20 protein-coding genes are annotated in these 17,872 nt (G+C 72.5%); 16 read left to right on the top strand and 4 right to left on the bottom strand.

Features of this window, described 5'->3' with window-relative positions:
- Window positions 1–37: 37 nt before the first annotated feature.
- On the bottom strand, window positions 38–448 hold the full coding sequence (locus tag ACWEVN_RS36500; protein WP_452054313.1) for a hypothetical protein: 411 nt from the start codon (window positions 446–448) through the stop codon (window positions 38–40).
- Window positions 449–602: 154 nt separating this feature from the next.
- Between ACWEVN_RS36500 and ACWEVN_RS36495 the strand changes: the two genes are divergently transcribed.
- The 6 genes from ACWEVN_RS36495 (at window position 603) to ACWEVN_RS36470 (ending at window position 4,711) form a co-directional block, all read left to right on the top strand.
- Window positions 603–1,028 (top strand): helix-turn-helix domain-containing protein, encoded by a 426-nt coding sequence (locus ACWEVN_RS36495; protein ID WP_452054312.1) that lies wholly within the window; start codon window positions 603–605, stop codon window positions 1,026–1,028.
- Window positions 1,025–1,879, top strand: coding sequence for an alpha/beta fold hydrolase (locus ACWEVN_RS36490; RefSeq protein ID WP_452054311.1), 855 nt, complete (start codon window positions 1,025–1,027; stop codon window positions 1,877–1,879). Before ACWEVN_RS36495 ends, ACWEVN_RS36490 begins: the two co-directional genes overlap by 4 nt.
- Window positions 1,876–2,223: a DUF4180 domain-containing protein gene (locus ACWEVN_RS36485; protein ID WP_452054310.1), complete on the top strand. Its 348-nt coding sequence runs from the start codon at window positions 1,876–1,878 to the stop codon at window positions 2,221–2,223. The genes ACWEVN_RS36490 and ACWEVN_RS36485 overlap by 4 nt, the downstream gene beginning before the upstream one ends.
- A gap of 62 nt (window positions 2,224–2,285) precedes the next feature.
- On the top strand, window positions 2,286–3,371 hold the full coding sequence (locus tag ACWEVN_RS36480) for a hypothetical protein (RefSeq protein ID WP_452054314.1): 1,086 nt from the start codon (window positions 2,286–2,288) through the stop codon (window positions 3,369–3,371).
- A gap of 176 nt (window positions 3,372–3,547) precedes the next feature.
- Window positions 3,548–4,387 carry an SAM-dependent methyltransferase gene (locus ACWEVN_RS36475; RefSeq protein ID WP_310972204.1) on the top strand — a complete coding sequence of 280 codons (840 nt, stop codon included), beginning with the start codon at window positions 3,548–3,550 and terminating at the stop codon, window positions 4,385–4,387.
- An 87-nt stretch (window positions 4,388–4,474) separates the two neighbouring features.
- Entirely contained in the window at window positions 4,475–4,711 is a 237-nt protein-coding gene (locus ACWEVN_RS36470; RefSeq protein ID WP_449686500.1) for a hypothetical protein, read from the top strand.
- Window positions 4,712–4,762: 51 nt separating this feature from the next.
- Here the strand turns inward: ACWEVN_RS36470 and ACWEVN_RS36465 are convergent, their stop codons facing one another.
- Both ACWEVN_RS36465 and ACWEVN_RS36460 read right to left on the bottom strand, forming a co-directional pair.
- Window positions 4,763–5,596, bottom strand: a complete 834-nt coding sequence (locus ACWEVN_RS36465) for an aldo/keto reductase (RefSeq protein ID WP_452054309.1) — start codon at window positions 5,594–5,596, stop codon at window positions 4,763–4,765.
- A gap of 23 nt (window positions 5,597–5,619) precedes the next feature.
- Complete coding sequence (locus tag ACWEVN_RS36460) at window positions 5,620–6,804, bottom strand: MFS transporter (protein ID WP_452054308.1); 1,185 nt, start codon at window positions 6,802–6,804, stop codon at window positions 5,620–5,622.
- Window positions 6,805–6,935: 131 nt separating this feature from the next.
- On the opposite strand from ACWEVN_RS36460, the gene ACWEVN_RS36455 reads away from it, so the two are divergent.
- From ACWEVN_RS36455 to ACWEVN_RS36415, 9 genes are all read left to right on the top strand, one after another.
- Window positions 6,936–7,397 carry a MarR family winged helix-turn-helix transcriptional regulator gene (locus ACWEVN_RS36455; protein WP_449686503.1) on the top strand — a complete coding sequence of 154 codons (462 nt, stop codon included), beginning with the start codon at window positions 6,936–6,938 and terminating at the stop codon, window positions 7,395–7,397.
- Window positions 7,398–8,106: 709 nt separating this feature from the next.
- Window positions 8,107–9,216: an inositol-3-phosphate synthase gene (locus ACWEVN_RS36450; protein ID WP_452054307.1), complete on the top strand. Its 1,110-nt coding sequence runs from the start codon at window positions 8,107–8,109 to the stop codon at window positions 9,214–9,216.
- Window positions 9,213–10,040, top strand: coding sequence for an SCO3242 family prenyltransferase (locus tag ACWEVN_RS36445; RefSeq protein WP_452054306.1), 828 nt, complete (start codon window positions 9,213–9,215; stop codon window positions 10,038–10,040). The genes ACWEVN_RS36450 and ACWEVN_RS36445 overlap by 4 nt, the downstream gene beginning before the upstream one ends.
- Window positions 10,037–10,858: a sugar phosphate isomerase/epimerase family protein gene (locus ACWEVN_RS36440; protein WP_452054305.1), complete on the top strand. Its 822-nt coding sequence runs from the start codon at window positions 10,037–10,039 to the stop codon at window positions 10,856–10,858. The genes ACWEVN_RS36445 and ACWEVN_RS36440 overlap by 4 nt, the downstream gene beginning before the upstream one ends.
- Entirely contained in the window at window positions 10,855–11,376 is a 522-nt protein-coding gene (locus tag ACWEVN_RS36435) for an EboA domain-containing protein (RefSeq protein WP_452054304.1), read from the top strand. The genes ACWEVN_RS36440 and ACWEVN_RS36435 overlap by 4 nt, the downstream gene beginning before the upstream one ends.
- A complete protein-coding gene (locus tag ACWEVN_RS36430) occupies window positions 11,376–12,227 on the top strand; it encodes a TatD family hydrolase (protein WP_449686508.1) in 852 nt (283 codons plus the stop codon). The genes ACWEVN_RS36435 and ACWEVN_RS36430 overlap by 1 nt, the downstream gene beginning before the upstream one ends.
- Window positions 12,224–13,351, top strand: coding sequence for a metabolite traffic protein EboE (eboE, locus tag ACWEVN_RS36425; RefSeq protein WP_452054303.1), 1,128 nt, complete (start codon window positions 12,224–12,226; stop codon window positions 13,349–13,351). The genes ACWEVN_RS36430 and eboE overlap by 4 nt, the downstream gene beginning before the upstream one ends.
- The gene (locus ACWEVN_RS36420) at window positions 13,348–14,718 is read left to right on the top strand and encodes an alkaline phosphatase family protein (RefSeq protein WP_452054302.1); all 1,371 of its coding nucleotides are present in this window, start codon (window positions 13,348–13,350) and stop codon (window positions 14,716–14,718) included. The genes eboE and ACWEVN_RS36420 overlap by 4 nt, the downstream gene beginning before the upstream one ends.
- A 17-nt stretch (window positions 14,719–14,735) precedes the next feature.
- Window positions 14,736–15,377, top strand: coding sequence for a ThuA domain-containing protein (locus ACWEVN_RS36415; protein WP_452054301.1), 642 nt, complete (start codon window positions 14,736–14,738; stop codon window positions 15,375–15,377).
- Between the two features lie 7 nt (window positions 15,378–15,384).
- Here the strand turns inward: ACWEVN_RS36415 and xylA are convergent, their stop codons facing one another.
- The gene (gene xylA, locus ACWEVN_RS36410; RefSeq protein ID WP_449679738.1) at window positions 15,385–16,533 is read right to left on the bottom strand and encodes a xylose isomerase; all 1,149 of its coding nucleotides are present in this window, start codon (window positions 16,531–16,533) and stop codon (window positions 15,385–15,387) included.
- 99 nt (window positions 16,534–16,632) lie between these two features.
- Here xylA and ACWEVN_RS36405 point away from each other — a divergent pair, with 99 nt between their 5' ends.
- Window positions 16,633–17,796: an ROK family transcriptional regulator gene (locus ACWEVN_RS36405; protein ID WP_452054300.1), complete on the top strand. Its 1,164-nt coding sequence runs from the start codon at window positions 16,633–16,635 to the stop codon at window positions 17,794–17,796.
- Window positions 17,797–17,872: the final 76 nt, after the last annotated feature.

Below are 17,872 nucleotides of genomic sequence, written 5' to 3'. Positions count from 1 at the left end.
GGCCTCCCCGGCGTACCGGGGAGGCCTTCTTCGTGGCTCAGCGGTAGCTGCGCCGGTACCAGACGCGCCGCGGGCCGGGCGCGCCGATCCGGGCGATGACGTCGGTCAGGATGGCGCCGATGATCAGCCAGAGGACGGCGGCGAGGCCGTCGTTGAGGAACGTCCGCAGCCCCTCCGAGTCCGGTGTGAAGAGGTTCCGCAGGCCGAGCGAAACGCCCGCCGACCACTCCGAGATCAGGTGCGCGAAGCCGTTGGCCGAGTTCGCCCCGCCCAGCACCAGCACGATGTGCACGGCCAGGACCAGCGCGAACACCGCGCAGACCAGGTGGATCAGGGCGTTGATCGTGCGCACGACCCGGAGGCGCGGGTGGGTGCGCTCGACGATCTCTTCGGTGGGGGCGGGCTCGTACGGCGTTCCGTACGGCTCCGGGGGCGGGTGATACGGCATCGTCGGCGTCCCTTCGACTGTCCGATGTGGACGTATCTGCGTGGGCAGGAACAACACCTCGGAATACCCGTCACCCGGGTGAGCGAACCGCATACTCCTCAAACTTCCCTATTGAGGAGAGTGATAGGGTAGTTTGAGGAACGCGAGGAGGGTCATGGCGCAGGACGTCTACTCCGTCGAACAGGTCGCCGCGAAGCTCGGCCTGCACGTCCGGACGGTCCGGAACTACGTACGGGACGGGCGGCTGAAGGCCGTCCGGATCGGAAAGCAGTACCGGATCACGGCCGAGGACCTCGCGGCCTTCACCGGGCTGCCGGTCGCAGAGCGGGCCGCGGGCCCGGTCGCGGAGCTGTCGGGGGTCGTCGAGCTCGCCGGCGTCGACCGGGCGGGCGCCGACCGCATCACGACCATGGTCGTGGCCTCGGTGAACGGGCCGCGTGACGAGGGCGAGCGGCCTCTGCGTGTCGAAACCATCTACGACGGGGAGCGCGCCACCATGAAGATCATCGTGCTCGGCGACCTGGCGGCCGGGGCCGACCTGCTGCGGTGGGTCGCCTCGATCGCGGAGAACCTGACGTGACCGCGATCTACCGGTCGGCGGCCGGGGCGGCCGCGGTCCGCGAACGCTACGACACGCTGCTGGACCGCTGGCCGGTGCCGTCCGAGCGCCGCACGCCGGCCACTCGGCTGGGGGACACCTTCGCCGTGGTGTCCGGTCCGGTGGACGCGCCACCGGTCGTCGCGCTGCAGGGGTCCGGCGGCACCGCCGCGCACTGGCTGCCGGACATCGCCACGTTGGCCGGGCGGCTGCGGGTGTACGCGGTCGACGCGCCCGGCGAGCCGGGCCGCACCGTCGAGGCGCGGCCCGCGCTCGGGTCGCCCGCGTACGCCGAGTGGCTCGACGACGTCCTCGACGGGCTCGAACTGCCGCGCGCGGCGTTCCTCGGCACCTCGCTGGGCGGCTGGTGGGCGCTGGACTACGCGCTCCGCCGTCCCGAGCGGGTCGCCGCGCTGGCGCTGGTCAACCCGTCCGGGCTCGGCCGGCGCCGGACCGCGCCGCTGCTGAAGTTCGCCGCCTACAGCCTTCTCGGCGACTGGGGCCGCCGCCGGTCGCTGGCCATGGTCGCCCAGGGCAGCCCGCCCGACCCGGGACGGCGCGCGGTCGGCGAGTTCACCCTGGCGACGTTCGAGCACTTCAAACCGCGGCTGGGGGCGATCCCGGTGTTCCCGGTCGACCGCCTGCGGGAACTGGTGATGCCGGTGCAGGCGCAGTTCGGGGCGCGGGACGTCCTCCTCGACCAGCGGGACGCGGCGGCGAACCTGCGGCAGGCCCTCCCGGACGCCGACGTCCGGCTGGCCGAGGACGCCGGGCACTTCCTGCCGGGCTGGGCCGCCCTGGCCACCACGTTCTTGGAAGGGAAGCGATCGTGATCGACGGGGTGTGGTTCGAGCCCGCCGAAGGACCCGACCTGTGCACCGAGCAGGACGCCCTCGACCTGATCGGCGCCACCTACGGCCGCGGTGTCGACGTCCTCGTCGTGCCGGTCGAGCGGTTCCCGGCCCGGTTCTTCGACATGCACGAAAAGCTCATCGGGCACTTCTTCTCCAAGATCGTCCAGTACGGCTACCGGCTGGTGCTCCTCGGCGATGTCCGCTCGCACGTCGCAGCGAGCACCGCGTTCCGCGACGTCGTGCGGGAATCGAACCGCGGCAAGGACGTCTGGTTCGTGGCCGACCTCGCCGAGCTCGACGCCCGGCTGGCCGCACGGCGCTGAGCCGGGCGGCGCAACCGTCCCGTGCTGGGCAACCATCGCCGGGCGCGGGGCGTCAGGTGATCATGAGATGTGCGCTGCTGGTGTCCGTCCTCGCCCTCCTGACCGCGTTCGCCTCGCCCGCGAGCGCGGAACCGGTGATCCCGCCCGGATTCCAACCGGCCTCGACGAGCTGGACCGGGCCGGACACCGGGTACGTCCTGGGGTATTCGCCGTGCGCGCAGGCGTGGTGCCCGGCGCTCCTGGGCACGAGCGACGCCGGGCGGCACTGGCGGCGGCTGGGCGCGCCGCCGATGTCGCTGCCGGACAACCACAACCACGTGGCGCTGCGGTTCTTCGGTGACCGCGTCGCGTATGTCGAAGACGGCGTCCACGTGCTCGCGACCCGCGACGGCGGGGCCAGCTGGCGGCCGGTCACCCTGGCCGGGGCGCGGGAGCCGTACTACCTCTCGAAGATCGCCGAAACCGGCGGCCGCGTCTTCGCCATGCTGACCAGCTACGGCGAGGGCCGCGGCTCGACCCGGTTGTACTCGGGGGCCGCCGGTTCGCCGGTGCTGGTCCCGGTGCCGGGGTTCGAGGTCACCGGCGGTCTCACCTACGGCGACCTGGCGATCGGCGGCGGCCTGCAGGTGGCGCTCGGCGCGGACTACGGCACCGCGCGGTACTGGACCTCCCGCGACGGCGCCCGGTTCACCCCGGCGGAGCCGCCGTGCCCGGACGGGCAGGTGGCCTCGCTCGCGGGTGTCCGCGAGCGCCGGGTGGTGGCGTTGTGCAGCGGCAGCCCGGGCTCGCCGCAGCCGGGTTCGATGGAGCGGCAGCTGCGCCACGCCCCGCAGCTGGGCGCGCGGTTCAGCGGGGACGACGCGGTGCCGTTCGCGGGCATCAACCAGGGCTTCGCGGCGGCCTCGCCGAAGTCGGCGACGGTCGCGGCCATCGGCGGCGGGGTGGGGTTCCTGCACCACACGGCGGACGGCGGCCGTACGTGGACGACGCTGGAGCTGCCGGACCGGGGCTTCGCGTTGACCGATCTCGACTTCCCCGGCGGCGGCACGGGAGTCGTCGTCGACGGGCAGCCGGACGCCTTCGGCGGGGCCGCGGTGTACCGGACCACGGATGGGGGACGCACGTGGCGGGAACTGCGTTTCCCGTAACGATCTCCGGGCCGGGTGGCCCCCCGATCGGGTCGTTGTCCCTGGCAGGCAAGGCCCTTGTGCCCGGTTCACTTGGTGCACCCCATGTCGTAATCTGAGCACTGTCCGTTGCCGGACACGGTGAGCGAAGCCCGGGCAGGGGTGCCGCCACCACGCGCAGAGTGGGAGAGCAGCCGATGACGCCTGGCGACCTGCGGTCCGGAACCGAGGGCGGTGCGGCCGCCCTCGATTTCAGCAAGGCGAGCCTGGCCCGGTTGTCCGACGCGCTCCTCGGCGGGCACGACCACTACGAAGTGGACCGCGAGGCCATGCGGCGGCTGCTGGCCATCGCGCCCGGCGCGCGGGCGATGGCGAAGGAACACCGGGACTGGCTGGTGCGCGCGGTGCGGTTCCTGGCCGGCAAACGTGGCATCGACCAGTTCCTCGACCTGGGTTCCGGCATGCCGACCGCGGAGAACACCCACGAGGTGGCGCAGCGGTACAACCCGGACGCGCAAGTGGTGTACGTCGACAACGACCCGGTCGTGCAGGTGCACGGCCGGGCGCTGCTCGAAGAGAACTACCTGACCCACGTGACCGGCGCCGACCTGACGCGGCCGGCCGAGACCCTCGCCGACGAGGTCGTCAAGGAGTACCTCGACTTCACCCGGCCGGTGGCGCTGATCCTCACCTCGATCGTGCACCACATCGACGACTACGACCGCGCGAAGTCGATCGTCGCGGAGTACGTGGCCGCGCTCGCGCCCGGGTCGTTCCTGCTGCTCACGCACAACTTCGACCCGGAAGAGGACTCCCCGCGCCAGGAGCTCGCGCGGCTGCTGGAGACCAGCTTCCAGGGCACCGGCCTGGGCAGCGTCTACCGCAACCGGGACCAGATCGCGGGCTTCTTCGAAGGCACCGAGCTGCTCCGGCCCGGGCTGGTCTACCTGCACGAATGGTGGCCGGACGGCCCGCGGCTGCACCCGCTGGGCGAACTCAACTTCCTGACGCTGGGCGGGGTCGCCCGCAAGCAGTGACCAATTCCCCCGTTCGGCGGACAAACGTGCCCGGTTCATGATTGTTTGTCCCTGGTACGTGTTCAGAGAGAACCGGGGGACAGACAAGTGAAGAAGAAGCTCGCAGCCGCCGCCGTCATGGGCGCGCTGGCGTCGACGGTCGTGTTCGCGCCGCCGGCCAGCGCGGGGGACAGCCAGATCCTGAAGTACCAGTGGAGCTACGGCGCGGCCTACGAGTACGAGTGCTACGCCGACGGCCAGTGGTACGTGCAGACCGGCGGGTTCGTCCGGTTCGAGTGCCGGCCCACGACCTGGTCGTGGGAACTGTGGGCCGTCGTGCGGTAACCGCCGTGGCCGGCCGCCTCGGGGACGTGTCCCCCGAGGCGGCCGCAGGGGTCAGGCGGCGTTGAAGGTGTCGGGGTCCGGGCCGGTGCGCTCGCCGCGGTCCAGCGGGGTCAGGGACTCCATCTCCTCCTCCGTGAGGGTGAACCCGAACAGGTCGAAGTTCTCCTCGATCCGGGAGGGCGTCACCGACTTCGGGATCACGACGTTGCCCAGCTGCAGGTGCCAGCGCAGCACGATCTGCGCGGGCGTGCGGCTGTGCTTCACCGCGAGTTCCGCGATCACCGGGTCGCCGAGCAGGCTGCCGCCCTTGGCGAGCGGGCTCCACGCCTCGGTCGCGATGCCGTGCTTCGCGTCGAACTCGCGGAGCTCGCGCTGCTGCAGGTACGGGTGCAGTTCGACCTGGTTGACCGCGGGAGCGACGTCGGCGGCGTCGAGCAGGCGCTCGAGGTGCGACGGCTGGAAGTTGGAGACGCCGATCGCGCGGACCCGGCCGTCGGCGTGCAGCTTCTCGAACGCCTTCCAGGTGTCGAGGTACTTGTCGCGCGCCGGGGTCGGCCAGTGGATCAGGTAGAGGTCCAGCTGCTCCAGGCCGAGCTTGGTCATGCTCTCGTCGAACGCCTTGAGCGTCGAGTCGTAGCCCTGGGCCGAGTTCCACAGCTTGGTGGTGACGAACAGTTCGTCGCGGGCGAGGCCGGACTCGGCGATCGCCTGGCCGACACCCTTTTCGTTGCCGTAGACGGCCGCGGTGTCGATGCTGCGGTAGCCCGCGTCGAGGGCGGCCTTGACGGCGGTGGCGGTCTCGTCGTCCGGGACCTGGAACACGCCGTAGCCGAGCTGCGGCATCCGCACGCCGTTGGTGAGTTCGATGACGGGCACGCTGGTCACGAGGGGTCCTTTCGGTGGGTGGTTCATCGGGCGAGTACCCGTTCCCCGGCTGCGAAACTAGCCGGATTCCGGCGGTCGAGCAGTCCGGAGACGAGCGCCACGGCGAGGCCCGCCGCGGCGAGCCCGGCGCCGATCCAGTTGGGGGCGGTGTAGCCGAGGCCGGCGTCGATGGCCTGGCCGCCGAGCCACGCGCCACCGGCGTTGCCGAGGTTGAACGCGGCGATGTTCGCCGCCGACGCCAGTGCCGGGGCGCCCTCGGCCTTGGCCAGCACGCGGGCCTGCAGCGGCGGCACGGTGGCGAAGCCGGCCGCGCCGAACAGCGCGATCGTGATCGCCGCGGGCACCTTCGCGTGCGCGGTGAACACGAACGCGACCAGCACGAGCGCCAGGGCGGTGAGGATGACGTAGAGGCTGGGCATCAGCTCGCGGTCCGCGGCCTTGCCGCCGAGCAGGTTGCCGGCGAACAGGCCGACGCCGAAGAGCACGAGCAGCCAGGTGACGGCGCCGCCGGAGAAGCCCGCGACCTCGGTCATCATCGGGGCGATGTAGGTGAAGGACGCGAACACCCCGGCGAAGCCGAGCGCGGTCATCACCAGCGCGAGCCACACCTGCGGGCGGCGGAACACGGCCAGCTCGCCGCGCAGGCCGGCGCCGGGCTCGGGTTCCTGGTGCGGCACCAGCGTCAGGATGCCGATCGCGCCGGCGACGCCGAGCGCGCTGACCACCCAGAACGTCGAGCGCCAGCCGAAGGCCTGGCCGAGCGCGGTGCCGGCGGGCACGCCGAGGACGTTCGCCACGGTCAGCCCGGTGAACATCAGCGCGATGGCGCCGGCCTGCTTGGCCGGGGCGACCAGCGATGCGGCGACGACCGAGCCGACGCCGAAGAACGCACCATGGCTCAGCGCGGCGACGACCCGGCCGGTCATCAGCAGGCCGTAACTCGGGGCGAGTGCGGAGAGCACGTTGCCGGCGATGAACAGGCCCATCAGGGCGACCAGCACGGTCTTGCGCGGCACGCGCGAGGCCAGCGCGGTGAGCAGGGGAGCACCGACGACGACGCCGAGCGCGTAGCCGGAGATGAGCAGGCCTGCGGACGGGATCGAGACGCCGAAATCGGCCGCGACCTCGGGCAGCAGGCCCATGATCACGAACTCGGTGGTGCCGATCCCGAAAGCGCTGATCGCCAGTGCGAGCAGAGCGGCGGGCATGGAACTTCCTTCTTCCCGGAGTAGACTGAGAGCGTTGGCAACTACAAGCGTCCGAGATAGTTGCACACGCGGGTTATTGCACAAGCTTGCGACTTGCCGGCCAGTCTGCGCAAGCCGGGAAGGGGTGAACCGTGTCACTGGACGACGACGCCGTCGAAGCACGCGCGCAGGGCTGGCGAACGCTGGCCGCGCTCCACGCGCGCATCGAGGACCGCCTGCAGCGCGCGCTCGAGCGCGACCACGAGCTGTCGGTGAGCGAGTACACGGTCTTGGACGTCCTGGCCCGCCAGGACGGCTTCCACCTGAGGATGAATCAGTTGGCGAACGCGGTGGTCCTCAGCCAGTCCGCAACGACGCGGCTGGTGGCCCGGCTGGAGGGCCGGGGGTTGCTGGCCCGGTACCTGTGCGCGGACGACCGCCGGGGGATCTACACGGAGGTGACGCCGGCGGGCCAGGCACTGCTGACGGCGGCGCGTCCGACGCACGACGCGGCGCTGGCGGAGGCGCTCGGCGAGGCGGAGACACGGCCGGAGCTGGCCCCGCTGGTGGGGGCGCTCGGTGCGTTGAGTTTCCGCGGGGCCGCCTCGGCCTGACGGGGCTCGCCCGTGATGGGCGTTGCGGCGGTGGCGCGCGCCCGACGCACGCCACGCGCTGGAAGGCGCTCGGTTTCTGCGAGACGTGCTTCCGCCTGGCGGTGATCTCGAATGGCGTAACCGCTGTAGCGGAACTGACAAGGCTCGCCCGCGGTGAGCCTGGTCGGCGGCACTCTGTCCGTCATGTTGTCCGCGGACTCGGGTCGGTATGGGGTTGCGGCGGTGGCACGCGCTAGACGCACGCTACGCGCTGGAAGGCGCTCGGTTTCTGCGAGACGTGCTTCCGCCTGGCGGTGATCTCGAATGGCGTAACCGCTGTAGCGGAACTGATAAGGCTCGCCCGCGGCGAGCCCGAGTGGCGGTGCTCGCCCGACGGGCGGTACCGCGCTGAAAGGCGCCCGGTTCTGCGAGTCCTGCTTCCGCCTGACCGTGATCTCGAATGGCCTAACCGCTGCGGCGGAACCGATCCGGCTCACCGCAATTCGCCCGGATGGGGGCGCTCTGTCCGCCATGTTGTCCGTGCGGCGCGGCCGGTATGGGCGTTTCTGCCGGTATCGTGCAAATGGGGGCTGACGGCGTCGAGCCGTGAAGTTCTTGTCGCTCAAGGAAACCCAGTACCGCCGCGCCGGCCGGGGACATGGCCGGCGCGTGATCTCGCTGTGGACCCGCGCCAGGACCGGTGCGGGCTGGACCGGGAACTGGAGGAACCATGGGGAAGCTCGGTGTCTGGCTGATCGGGGCCCGCGGCTCGGTGGCCACCACCGCCGTCGCCGGAGCGGCCGCGCTGCGGGCGGGGCTCGCCTCGCGCGCCGGCTGCGTGACCGACCTGCCGGACTTCGCCGGGGCCGCGCTACCCGGCCTGGGGGACCTCGTCTTCGGGGGCCACGACGTGGTGGACACGCCGCTGCTCAAACGGGCCGAACACCTGGCCTCCGCCGGGGTGCTGCCGGCCGCTCTGCCCGGTGCCGTCGCCGCCGAGCTCGACGTGGCCGAGGCCCGGCTGCGGCCCGCGCCGTCCGGGGGCGGGCGCGACGCGGTCGAGCAGGTGGTCGCCGACCTGACCGAGTTCCGCCGGGGGCTGGACCACGTCGTCGTCCTCAACGTCGCCTCCACTGAACCGCCGTGTCCACCGCAGCCCGCGCACGCTTCCCTGGCCGCCCTCGAGACCGAGCTCGACACGCTGCCGCCGAGTGCGCTCTACGCCTACGCCGCCTTCCGCGCGGGTTGTGGCTTTGTCGACTTCACCCCGTCCACCGGTGCGCGGCTGCCGGCCCTCGACGAACTCGCCCGCGCCACCGGGCAGCCGTACGCGGGCCGGGACGGCAAGACCGGTGAGACGCTGCTGCGGTCCGTCCTCGCGCCGATGTTCGCGCAGCGCGGGCTGAACGTCCTCGCCTGGTCGGGCACGAACCTGCTCGGCGGCGGGGACGGCGCCACGCTGGCCGACCCCGCGGCCGCGGCGAGCAAGAACGCGTCCAAACAGCAGGTGCTGGCGCAGAACCTCGGGCACCCGGTCGACGGCGAGGTGCACATCGACTACGTCCCGGCCCTCGGCGACTGGAAGACCGCCTGGGACCACGTGCTGTTCGAAGGCTTCCTCGGCGCGCGCATGACGCTGCAATTGACCTGGCAAGGCTGCGACTCGGCGCTCGCCGCGCCGCTGGTGCTCGACCTCGCCCGGCTGACCGGCAAGGCGTGCCGTGACGGCGTGGCCGGGCCGGTTGCCGAGTTCGGCTTCTTCTTCAAGGATCCCGTCGGCGACGGCCCGCACGACCTGGCGTCGCAGTACGCCGCCCTGCGCGACTGGGCGCACCGGTGAAGGCGCTGGTCGAGCTCGTCCGCGCACCCGCCGCGCTGACCGTTCCCGGGGACGCCGTCGCCGGGGCCGCCGCGGCGGGCTGGCCGTTCGGCCGCCGCACGCTCGCCCTGACCGGTGCTTCGGTCTGCCTCTACTGGGCGGGCATGGCGCTCAACGACTACGCCGACCGCGATCTCGACGCCGTCGAACGGCCCGAGCGGCCGATCCCGTCGGGCCGGGTCGCGCCGGGGACCGCGCTGGGCGTCGCCACCGGGCTGACCGCGGGCGGGCTGGCCATCGCCGCGGCCGCCGGGGGACGGCGGGCCCTGCGGGTCGCCCTGCCGCTGGCCGCGACCGTGTGGGCCTACGACTTCGCGCTCAAGAACACCGTGCTGGGCCCGGCCGCGATGGCCGCCGCCCGCACCCTCGACGTCCTGCTCGGCGCGGGCGGGAGCAGACCCGCGCTGCCCGCGGCGTTGACCGTCGGCGCGCACACCTACGCCGTGACAACGCTGTCACGGTCTGAAGTGGACGGTGCCGGGCCCGCGCTGCCCGCGGCCACCCTGGTCGCGACGGCCGGCGTGGGGGTCGCCGCCGGCCGGGGTGGCCTGCTGTCCTCGGCGCTGCTCGGGACGTACGCCGTGACCACCGGCGGCGCGCAGTACGACGCCGTCCGCGACCCGGCCGCGCGCAAGATCCGGCGGGCGGTCGGGGCCGGTATCCACGGCATGATCCCGCTGCAGGCCGGGTTGATCGCCCGCGCCGGCGCGTGGCGGTCGGCGCTCGCCGTGGCCGCCGCGTTCCCGGTCGCGCGGGTGCTGGGCCGGAAGGTGTCGCCGACATGAGGTTCGGGTACGGCAGCAACGGCTTCGCCAACCACCGCCTCCCCGACGCCCTGCGCGTGCTGGCCGACCTCGGGTACGACGGCGTCGCGCTCACCCTCGACCACCAGCACCTGGACCCGTTCGGGCCGGACCTCGCCCGCCGGGTCGCCGACGTCGCCGCCGACCTGGACCGGCTCGGCCTCGCCGTCGTCATCGAGACCGGCGCGCGGTTCCTGCTGGACCCCTGGCGCAAGCACTCGCCGACGTTCCTCGACCCCGACCGCGCGCGCCGCGTCGAGTTCCTGACGCGGGCGGTGAAGATCGCCGCGGACCTCGGTGCCGAAGCGGTCTCCTTCTGGAGCGGCAACAAACCGGCGGACCTCGAACGCGAGCAGGCCTGGGCGTACCTGGTCGACGGGTGCGCCGAGGTGCTGAAGGCCGCCGACGAGCACGACGTCCGGCTCGGCTTCGAACCCGAGCCCGGCATGCTCGTCGAGGATCTCGACGGGTACTTCGAGCTGTCGGCAAGGCTCGGCGACCCGGACCGGTTCGGGCTGACGCTGGACATCGGGCACTGCCGGTGCACCGAGTCCGCGTCCGTGCCCGACTGCGTCCGCCGGGCGCTGCCGCGGCTGGTGAACGTCCAGATCGACGACATGCGCCGCGGCACGCACGAGCACCTGGAGTTCGGGCGCGGCGAGATCGACTTCCCGCCGGTCCTGGCCGCCCTCGAGCCGTACTCCGGCCTCGTCGCCGTCGAACTGCCGCGGGACAGCCACGCGGCCCCGAGGATCGCCCGCGAGTCCCTGGAGTTCCTGCGGAAGGCGGTGACCGCGTGAACGCCTGGCTGGAAAAGGCGCTTTCCGACGTCGCCGCCGACGCGAAGGCGTTGCAGACGGTGTTCCCCGCCGCCGGGCGCCGGGTCGGCCGGACGGCGGCGGACACGGCCCGGGTGGAGCTGCTCAAGGCGGCACCCGGCGCCGCCGCGCAGATGCCCGAGCTCTACCGCTACGGCGACGCGGCCGAAAAGCGCGCGGTCCTCGATGGACTGTCCGTTGTGGACACCGGAGACGCCGGGATCGAGCTGGTCGCGGACGCGCTGCGCACCAACGACACCCGCCTGGTGGCCGCGGCGATGGGCGAGTACGCCGCCACCCACCTCGGCGACGCCGCCTACCGCCACGGCGTCCTCAAGTGCGTCTTCATGGGCATCCCCCTGGCCGCCGTGGCCGGCCTGGAGCGCCGGACCGACGAAGAACTGCTCCGCATGCTGCGGGCCTTCGCCGCCGAACGCACCGCGGCCGGCCGCGAAGTCCCCGCCGATCTCCGCACCCTGCTGAACGAACAGGACGGCTGATGCGCATCTTCGACCCCCACATCCACATGAGCTCGCGGACCACCGACGACTACGCGGCCATGCACGCCGCCGGCGTCCGGGCGCTGGTCGAACCGGCGTTCTGGCTGGGCCAGCCGCGCACCGGCGTCGGCAGCTTCACCGACTACTTCGACGCCCTGGTCGGCTGGGAGCCGTTCCGCGCGAGCCAGTTCGGCATCGCCCACCACTGCACGATCGCGCTCAACCCCAAGGAGGCCAACGACCCGCGCTGCGTCCCGGTGCTCGAACTCCTGCCGCGGTACCTGGAGAAGGACGGCGTGGTCGCGGTCGGCGAGATCGGCTACGACTCGATGACCGCGGAGGAGGACAAGGCGTTCGCCGCGCAGCTCGCCCTGGCGATCGCCCACGACCTGCCGGCCCTGGTCCACACCCCGCACCGCGACAAGGCGGCCGGGACCGAGCGGAGCATCGCCGTCGTCCGCGAGTCGGGGATCGCGCCGGAGCGCGTGGTGCTCGACCACCTCAACGAGCTGACCGTGGCGATGGCCAAGGACTCCGGCTGCTGGCTGGGCTTCTCCATCTACCCGGACACGAAGATGGACGAGGATCGGATGGTCGCGATCCTGCAGGAGTACGGCACCGAGCGCGTGCTGGTGAACTCGGCCGCGGACTGGGGCAAGAGCGACCCGCTCAAGACCCGCAAAACCGGCGACGCGATGCTGGCCGCCGGGTTCACCGAGGACGACGTCGACCGGGTGCTGTGGCGCAACCCCGTCGAGTTCTACGGCCAGAGCGGGCGGCTGTCGCTGGACGAAGTGCCTCCGGAAGCCGAGTTCGCGGGCAACTCGATCCTGCGGGGGGCGCGCAAGTGAGGTTCCGCCACCGGGACGGCACGCTGGTCCACCTCGCCTACTGCACCAACGTCCACCAGGCCGAAGACCTCGACGGCGTGCTCGCCCAGCTGGCCCGCTTCGGCGAGCCGGTCCGCGAGCGCCTGGGTGTGGCCCGGCTCGGGCTCGGCCTGTGGCTGGCCCGGCCGGTGGCCACCGAGCTGGCCGCCGACCCGGGCGCGGTGGCCCGCCTGCGACGCGAGCTGGCGGCGCGCGGCCTGGAGGTCGTCACCTTCAACGGGTTCCCCTACCAGGGCTTCCACGACCCGGTCGTCAAGCACAAGGTGTACCGCCCGGACTGGTCGACGCCCGAGCGGACCCGGTACACCCTGGACCTCGCGCGGCTGCTCGGCGAGCTGATGCCGGACGACGCCGTGCGCGGTAGCGTGTCGACCCTGCCGCTCGGCTGGCGCACGGAGTGGCGGGGCGACGACGGGCAGCTCGACGCCCTCGCCAAGGGGCTCGCCGCGCAGGACCGGCCGGTGCGGGTGGCGTTCGAGCCGGAACCCGGCTGCATCATCGAGACGACCGCGCAGGCCGCGTCGCTGCTGTCCGAAGTGGACAAGGACCGGCTCGGCGTCTGCCTCGACACCTGCCACCTCGCGGTCGGGTTCGAAGACCCGGCCGCCGCTCTGGGACGGCTGGAGGCGGCCGGGCTGGACGTCGTCAAGCTGCAGGCGTCGGCCGCGCTGGAGGCTGCGGATCCGGCCGATCCCGTCACGCGGACGGCGTTGGCCTCGTTCGCGGAGCCCCGGTTCCTGCACCAGAGCACCGAAGGAACCCCACCCGGAGCCGACGACCTCGACCTCGCGCTGGCCGGCGCGCTACCCGGAAAGCGGCCGTGGCGGGTGCACTTCCACGTTCCGCTGCACGCCGACCCGGCGCCGCCGCTGACGTCCACCCGGCCGGTGCTGGCGGCCACCCTGGCCGAGCTGTTCGGCGGCGCGGCCGCGCGCACCGACCACGTCGAAGCCGAGACCTACACCTGGCAGGTGCTCCCGGACGCACCCGCCGACGACGCCGGGCTGGTCGCGGGCATCGCGGCCGAGCTGGACTGGACCCGGCGGGAACTGACCACCCTGGGCCTGGAAGAGGTGTCCGCATGAGTTTGCTCGTCCTCGACGTCGTCGGGCTCACCCCGCGGCTGCTCCCGCACCTGCCGAACCTGCGCAAGACGGCCGAGCCGGGCTTCACCGCGCAGCTGGACACGGTGTTCCCGGCGGTCACCTGCCCGGTGCAGTCGACGTTCCTCACCGGGCGCACCCCGGCCGGGCACGGGATCGTCGGCAACGGCTGGTACTTCCGCGAACTCGGCGAGGTGTTCCTGTGGCGCCAGCACAACAAGCTGGTGCAGGGGGACAAACTCTGGGACGCGGCCCGCCGCGCGCAGCCCGGCCACCGGGTCGCGAACGTCTGCTGGTGGTACGCGATGGGCGCGGCCACCGACCTCACGGTGACCCCGCGGCCGATCTACCACGCCGACGGCAAGAAGTCCCCGGACTGCTACACGCACCCGCCGCAGCTGCACGACCGCCTGGTCGGAACCCTCGGCGAGTTCCCGCTCTTCACCTACTGGGGCCCGACGGCGTCGATCACGTCGTCGCGGTGGATCATCGCCGCGGCGCAGAAGATCGTGGCCGAGGACAAGCCGGACACCACGCTCGTCTACCTCCCGCACCTCGACTACGACCTGCAGCGCTTCGGCCCCGACGCACCCGAGGCCGCGGCGGCGGCCCGGGAACTCGACACGGCCCTGCAGCCGCTGCTCGACCAAGCGGCCGCGGGCGGGCACACCGTCGTCGCGCTGTCGGAATACGGCATCACGAACGCGAGCCGGCCGGTCGACATCAACCGGGCGCTGCGGCGCGAAGGCCTGCTCTCCGTGTACGTGCAGGCAGGCATGGAGTACCTGGACCCGTGGACGTCCCGGGCGTTCGCGGTCGCCGACCACCAGGTCGCGCACGTCTACGTCGCCGATCCGGCGGACCTCGCGCGGGTGCGGGACATCGTCGCCGGGCTGTCCGGGGTGGACGTCGTCCTGGACCGGGAAGGCCAGGCCGGGTTCGGCGTCGACCACGAACGCGCGGGCGAGCTGGTCGCGATCGCCGAGCCGGACGCGTGGTTCACCTACTACTACTGGCTCAGCGACGACCGCGCGCCGGACTTCGCGAAGACCGTCGAGATCCACCGCAAGCCCGGCTACGACCCGGCCGAGCTGTTCTTCGACCCGCGCGACCCGAAGGTCAAGCTGAAGGCGGCGGCCGCGCTGGCCCGCAAGAAGCTCGGCCTGCGGTACTCGATGCAGGTCGTGCCGCTCGATCCGGCTCCGGTGCGCGGCAGCCACGGGCGGCTGCCCGACGCGCCCGAGGACGGGCCCGTGCTGCTGTGCTCGGACCCGGCGTTCGCCCGCGAGAAGATCCACGCCACCGAGGTCAAGGACCTCCTGCTGGCCGCCGCCGTTCCCGCCGAGTGAAGAGGTTCCCTGTGCAGGTGCTGGTGTTCTCCAAGACGATGACGTATCGCCACGACTCGATCCCGGCCGGGATCCGGGCGATCCGGGACCTGGGCTCGGCGCACGGCTTCGAAGTCACGGCGACCGAGGACGCGTTCACCCCGGCCGCGTACGACGTGGTGGTGTTCCTCTCGACCAGCGGGGAAGTCCTGGACGCGGCGCAGCGGACGGTGTTCGAGTCCTATGTAGAGGGTGGGGGCGGGTACGTCGGCGTCCACGCGGCGGCCGACACGGGTTACGACTGGCCCTGGTACGGGGAGCTGGTGGGCGCCTGGTTCGAGACGCACCCGGAGATCCAGCAGGCCCGGTTCGTCACCGAAGACGGCACCCACCCGGCGACCGCCCACCTGCCGCCGGTGTGGACCCGGACCGACGAGCTGTACGACTTCCGCACCAACCCGCGTGGCCGGGTGCACGTCCTGCAGACGCTGGACGAGTCCAGCTACACCGGTGGCGGGATGGGCGCGGACCACCCGATCACCTGGTGTCACCCACAGGGGCGGGGCCGGGCGTTCTACACCGGACTCGGCCACACGAGCGAGTCGTACGCCGATCCGGCGTTCCGCGCGCTCCTGCTGGGCGCGATCCGCTACGCCGCGGGAGTGCTTCCCGCGGCGTAGCGGCCGGTCAGCGCACGCCGAGCAGGTGCTCCAGGGCGAGCTGGTTGAGCCGGGTGAAGTGGTAGCCGCGCGCGGCCGCCGCGTCGAGGTCGAACTCGTCGTTCAGGACGTCGTCGAACGTCTCGCCCGGGGCGAGTGTCGGCGTCGAGAGGTCCGGGACCCGCGACGCGGCGAGGGCCTCGACGACCTCCGGGTCGGCCCGGAACGCCGCCGACTTCTCCTTGAGGATCAGGTACGTCCGCATGTTCGCGGCCGCGGACACCCAGACGTCCGCGGCGTCCTCGGTGCGCAGCGGCTTGTAGTCGAAGTGCCGCGGGCCCTCGTAGCCGCCGTTCTCCAGCAGGTCGACCAGGAAGAATGCGCTCTTCAGGTCGCCGTGGCCGAAGATCAGGTCCTGGTCGTACTTCGGGCCGTGCTGGCCGTTGAGGTCGATGTGGAACAGCTTGCCCTGCCACAGCGCCTGCGAGATGCCGTGCACGAAGTTCAGCCCGGCCATCTGCTCGTGGCCGACCTCCGGGTTGAGCCCGAACAGCTCCGGCCGCGCGAGCTGCGAGATGAAGCCCAGCGCGTGCCCGATCGTCGGCAGCAGGATGTCACCGCGCGGCTCGTTCGGCTTGGGCTCCAGGGCGAACCGCAGGTTGTAGCCCTTTTCGACGACGTAGTCGGCGAGCAGGTCGAGGCCTTCCTTGTAGCGGTCCAGCGCCGCGCGGACGTCCTTCGCCGCGTCGGACTCGGCGCCTTCGCGGCCGCCCCAGACGACGTAGGTCTCGGCGCCCAGCTCGGCCGCCAGGTCGAGGTTGCGGCGCACCTTCCGCAGCGCGTACCGGCGGACGTCCCGGTCGTTGCTGGTCAGGCCGCCGTCCTTGAACACCGGGTGGGTGAACAGGTTCGTGGTGGCCATCGGGACCTTGAGGCCGGTTTCGGCGAGCGCCTTGCGGAAGCGCTCGATCGCCTTGTCGCGGTCCGGCTCGGTGGCCAGCAGGTCGTCGTCGTGGAAGGTCACGCCGTAGGCGCCCAGCTCGGCGAGCCGGTGCACGCTCTCGACCGGGTCCAGCGGCGCCCGCGTCGCGACGCCGAACGGGTCGTTGGCGGGCCAGCCCACGGTCCAGAGGCCGAAGGTGAACTTGTCGGCCGGCTGGGGAGCGTAGTCGCTCATGACTGTCCCTTCATTTAGTTCACGTTGTAGACTAAATATGCGCCGCGGGGGTCCCCGGCGTCAAGAGGCCGGGGTTACAGTGCTTCGCGGGAGGACACGATGACGCAGGCCGTGCGGCACGAGGAGATGCGCGCCCGCAACCTCGAGGTCGTGCTCGGCGCGGTCGGCCGCGGTGGCCCGCTCACCCGGGCCGCGCTCGCCGAGGTCACCGGCCTGACCAAGTCGACCGTCTCGAAGCTGGTCGGCGACCTGGTGGAGGCTGGCCTGCTCGCCGAGACGGGCCCCGCGCGGGCGGGCGAACGCGGCCGGCCCGGCGTCGAGGTCGTGCTGAGCGGGGCGCGGGTGGCGTCGCTGGGGCTGGAGATCAACGTCGACTACCTCGCGGTGCGCGTGCTCGACCTGACCGGCGCGGTCCGGGTCGCCGTCCGCCGCGATCGCGACAACCGTGGCGCACGGCCCAAGAAGGTGCTGGGAGAGCTGCAGGAGCTGGCTTCGGAGGCCCTCGCCGAGGCACACCGGCTGGGGCTGGAGGCGGCGGGCGCGGTGCTGGCGGTGTCCGGCCCGGTCGGCGACGGCGTGCTGTTCAGCGCGCCCAACCTCGGCTGGCAGGACGTCCGCCCGGCCGACCTGCTGCGCCTGCCGATCCCGGTCGAGCTCGACAACGAGGCGAACCTCGCGGCGCTGGGCGAGCTCTGGTACGGCGACGGCGAACGCGACTTCCTCTACGTGTCGGGGGAAATCGGCATCGGCGCGGGCTTGGTGGTCGGCGGCGTGCTGTATTCGGGCGCGACGGGCCTGGCCGGCGAGCTGGGGCACGTGGTGGTCGCCCCGGAGGGAGCGCCGTGCCGGTGTGGCGGCAGTGGCTGCCTGGAGACCTACGCCGGGCAGGAAGCCTTGCTGGCGGCGGGGAAGGCGGCCTCGGTCCCGGCGTTGCTGGCCGCTCTCGAGCGCGGCGACGAGACGGCGCTGGCGGCGTGCGCGGCGGCCGGGCGAGCGCTCGGCATCGCCTTGACGTCGGCGGTGAACCTGCTGGACCTTGACCGCATCGTGCTGGGCGGGGTGTTCACGCAGCTGTACCCGTGGTTGTCCGGGCCGGTGTCGGAGGTCCTGTCCAAGCGCCTCGGCGGCCTGCGCGGCACGCCCCCGTACCTGACGGCCTCCCGCCTCGGCGGCGACGCGGCCACGCTCGGGGCCGCCGGCCGCGTCATCCACCGCGTCCTGGCCGACCCGGCGCCGTTCGTCACCCGGGCACAAGAAGCCTAGAAGCGCCCCAATGTGGCGTTGGGTGCGCTGGACGCACCCACAGTGGCGGGGGTGGGGGGGGGTGTCGCCCCCAGCA

Source organism: Amycolatopsis sp. NPDC003861 (assembly GCF_053605405.1).
Note: the sequence above shows the minus strand (reverse complement) of the source record. Positions and strands in the feature narration are given on the sequence as shown.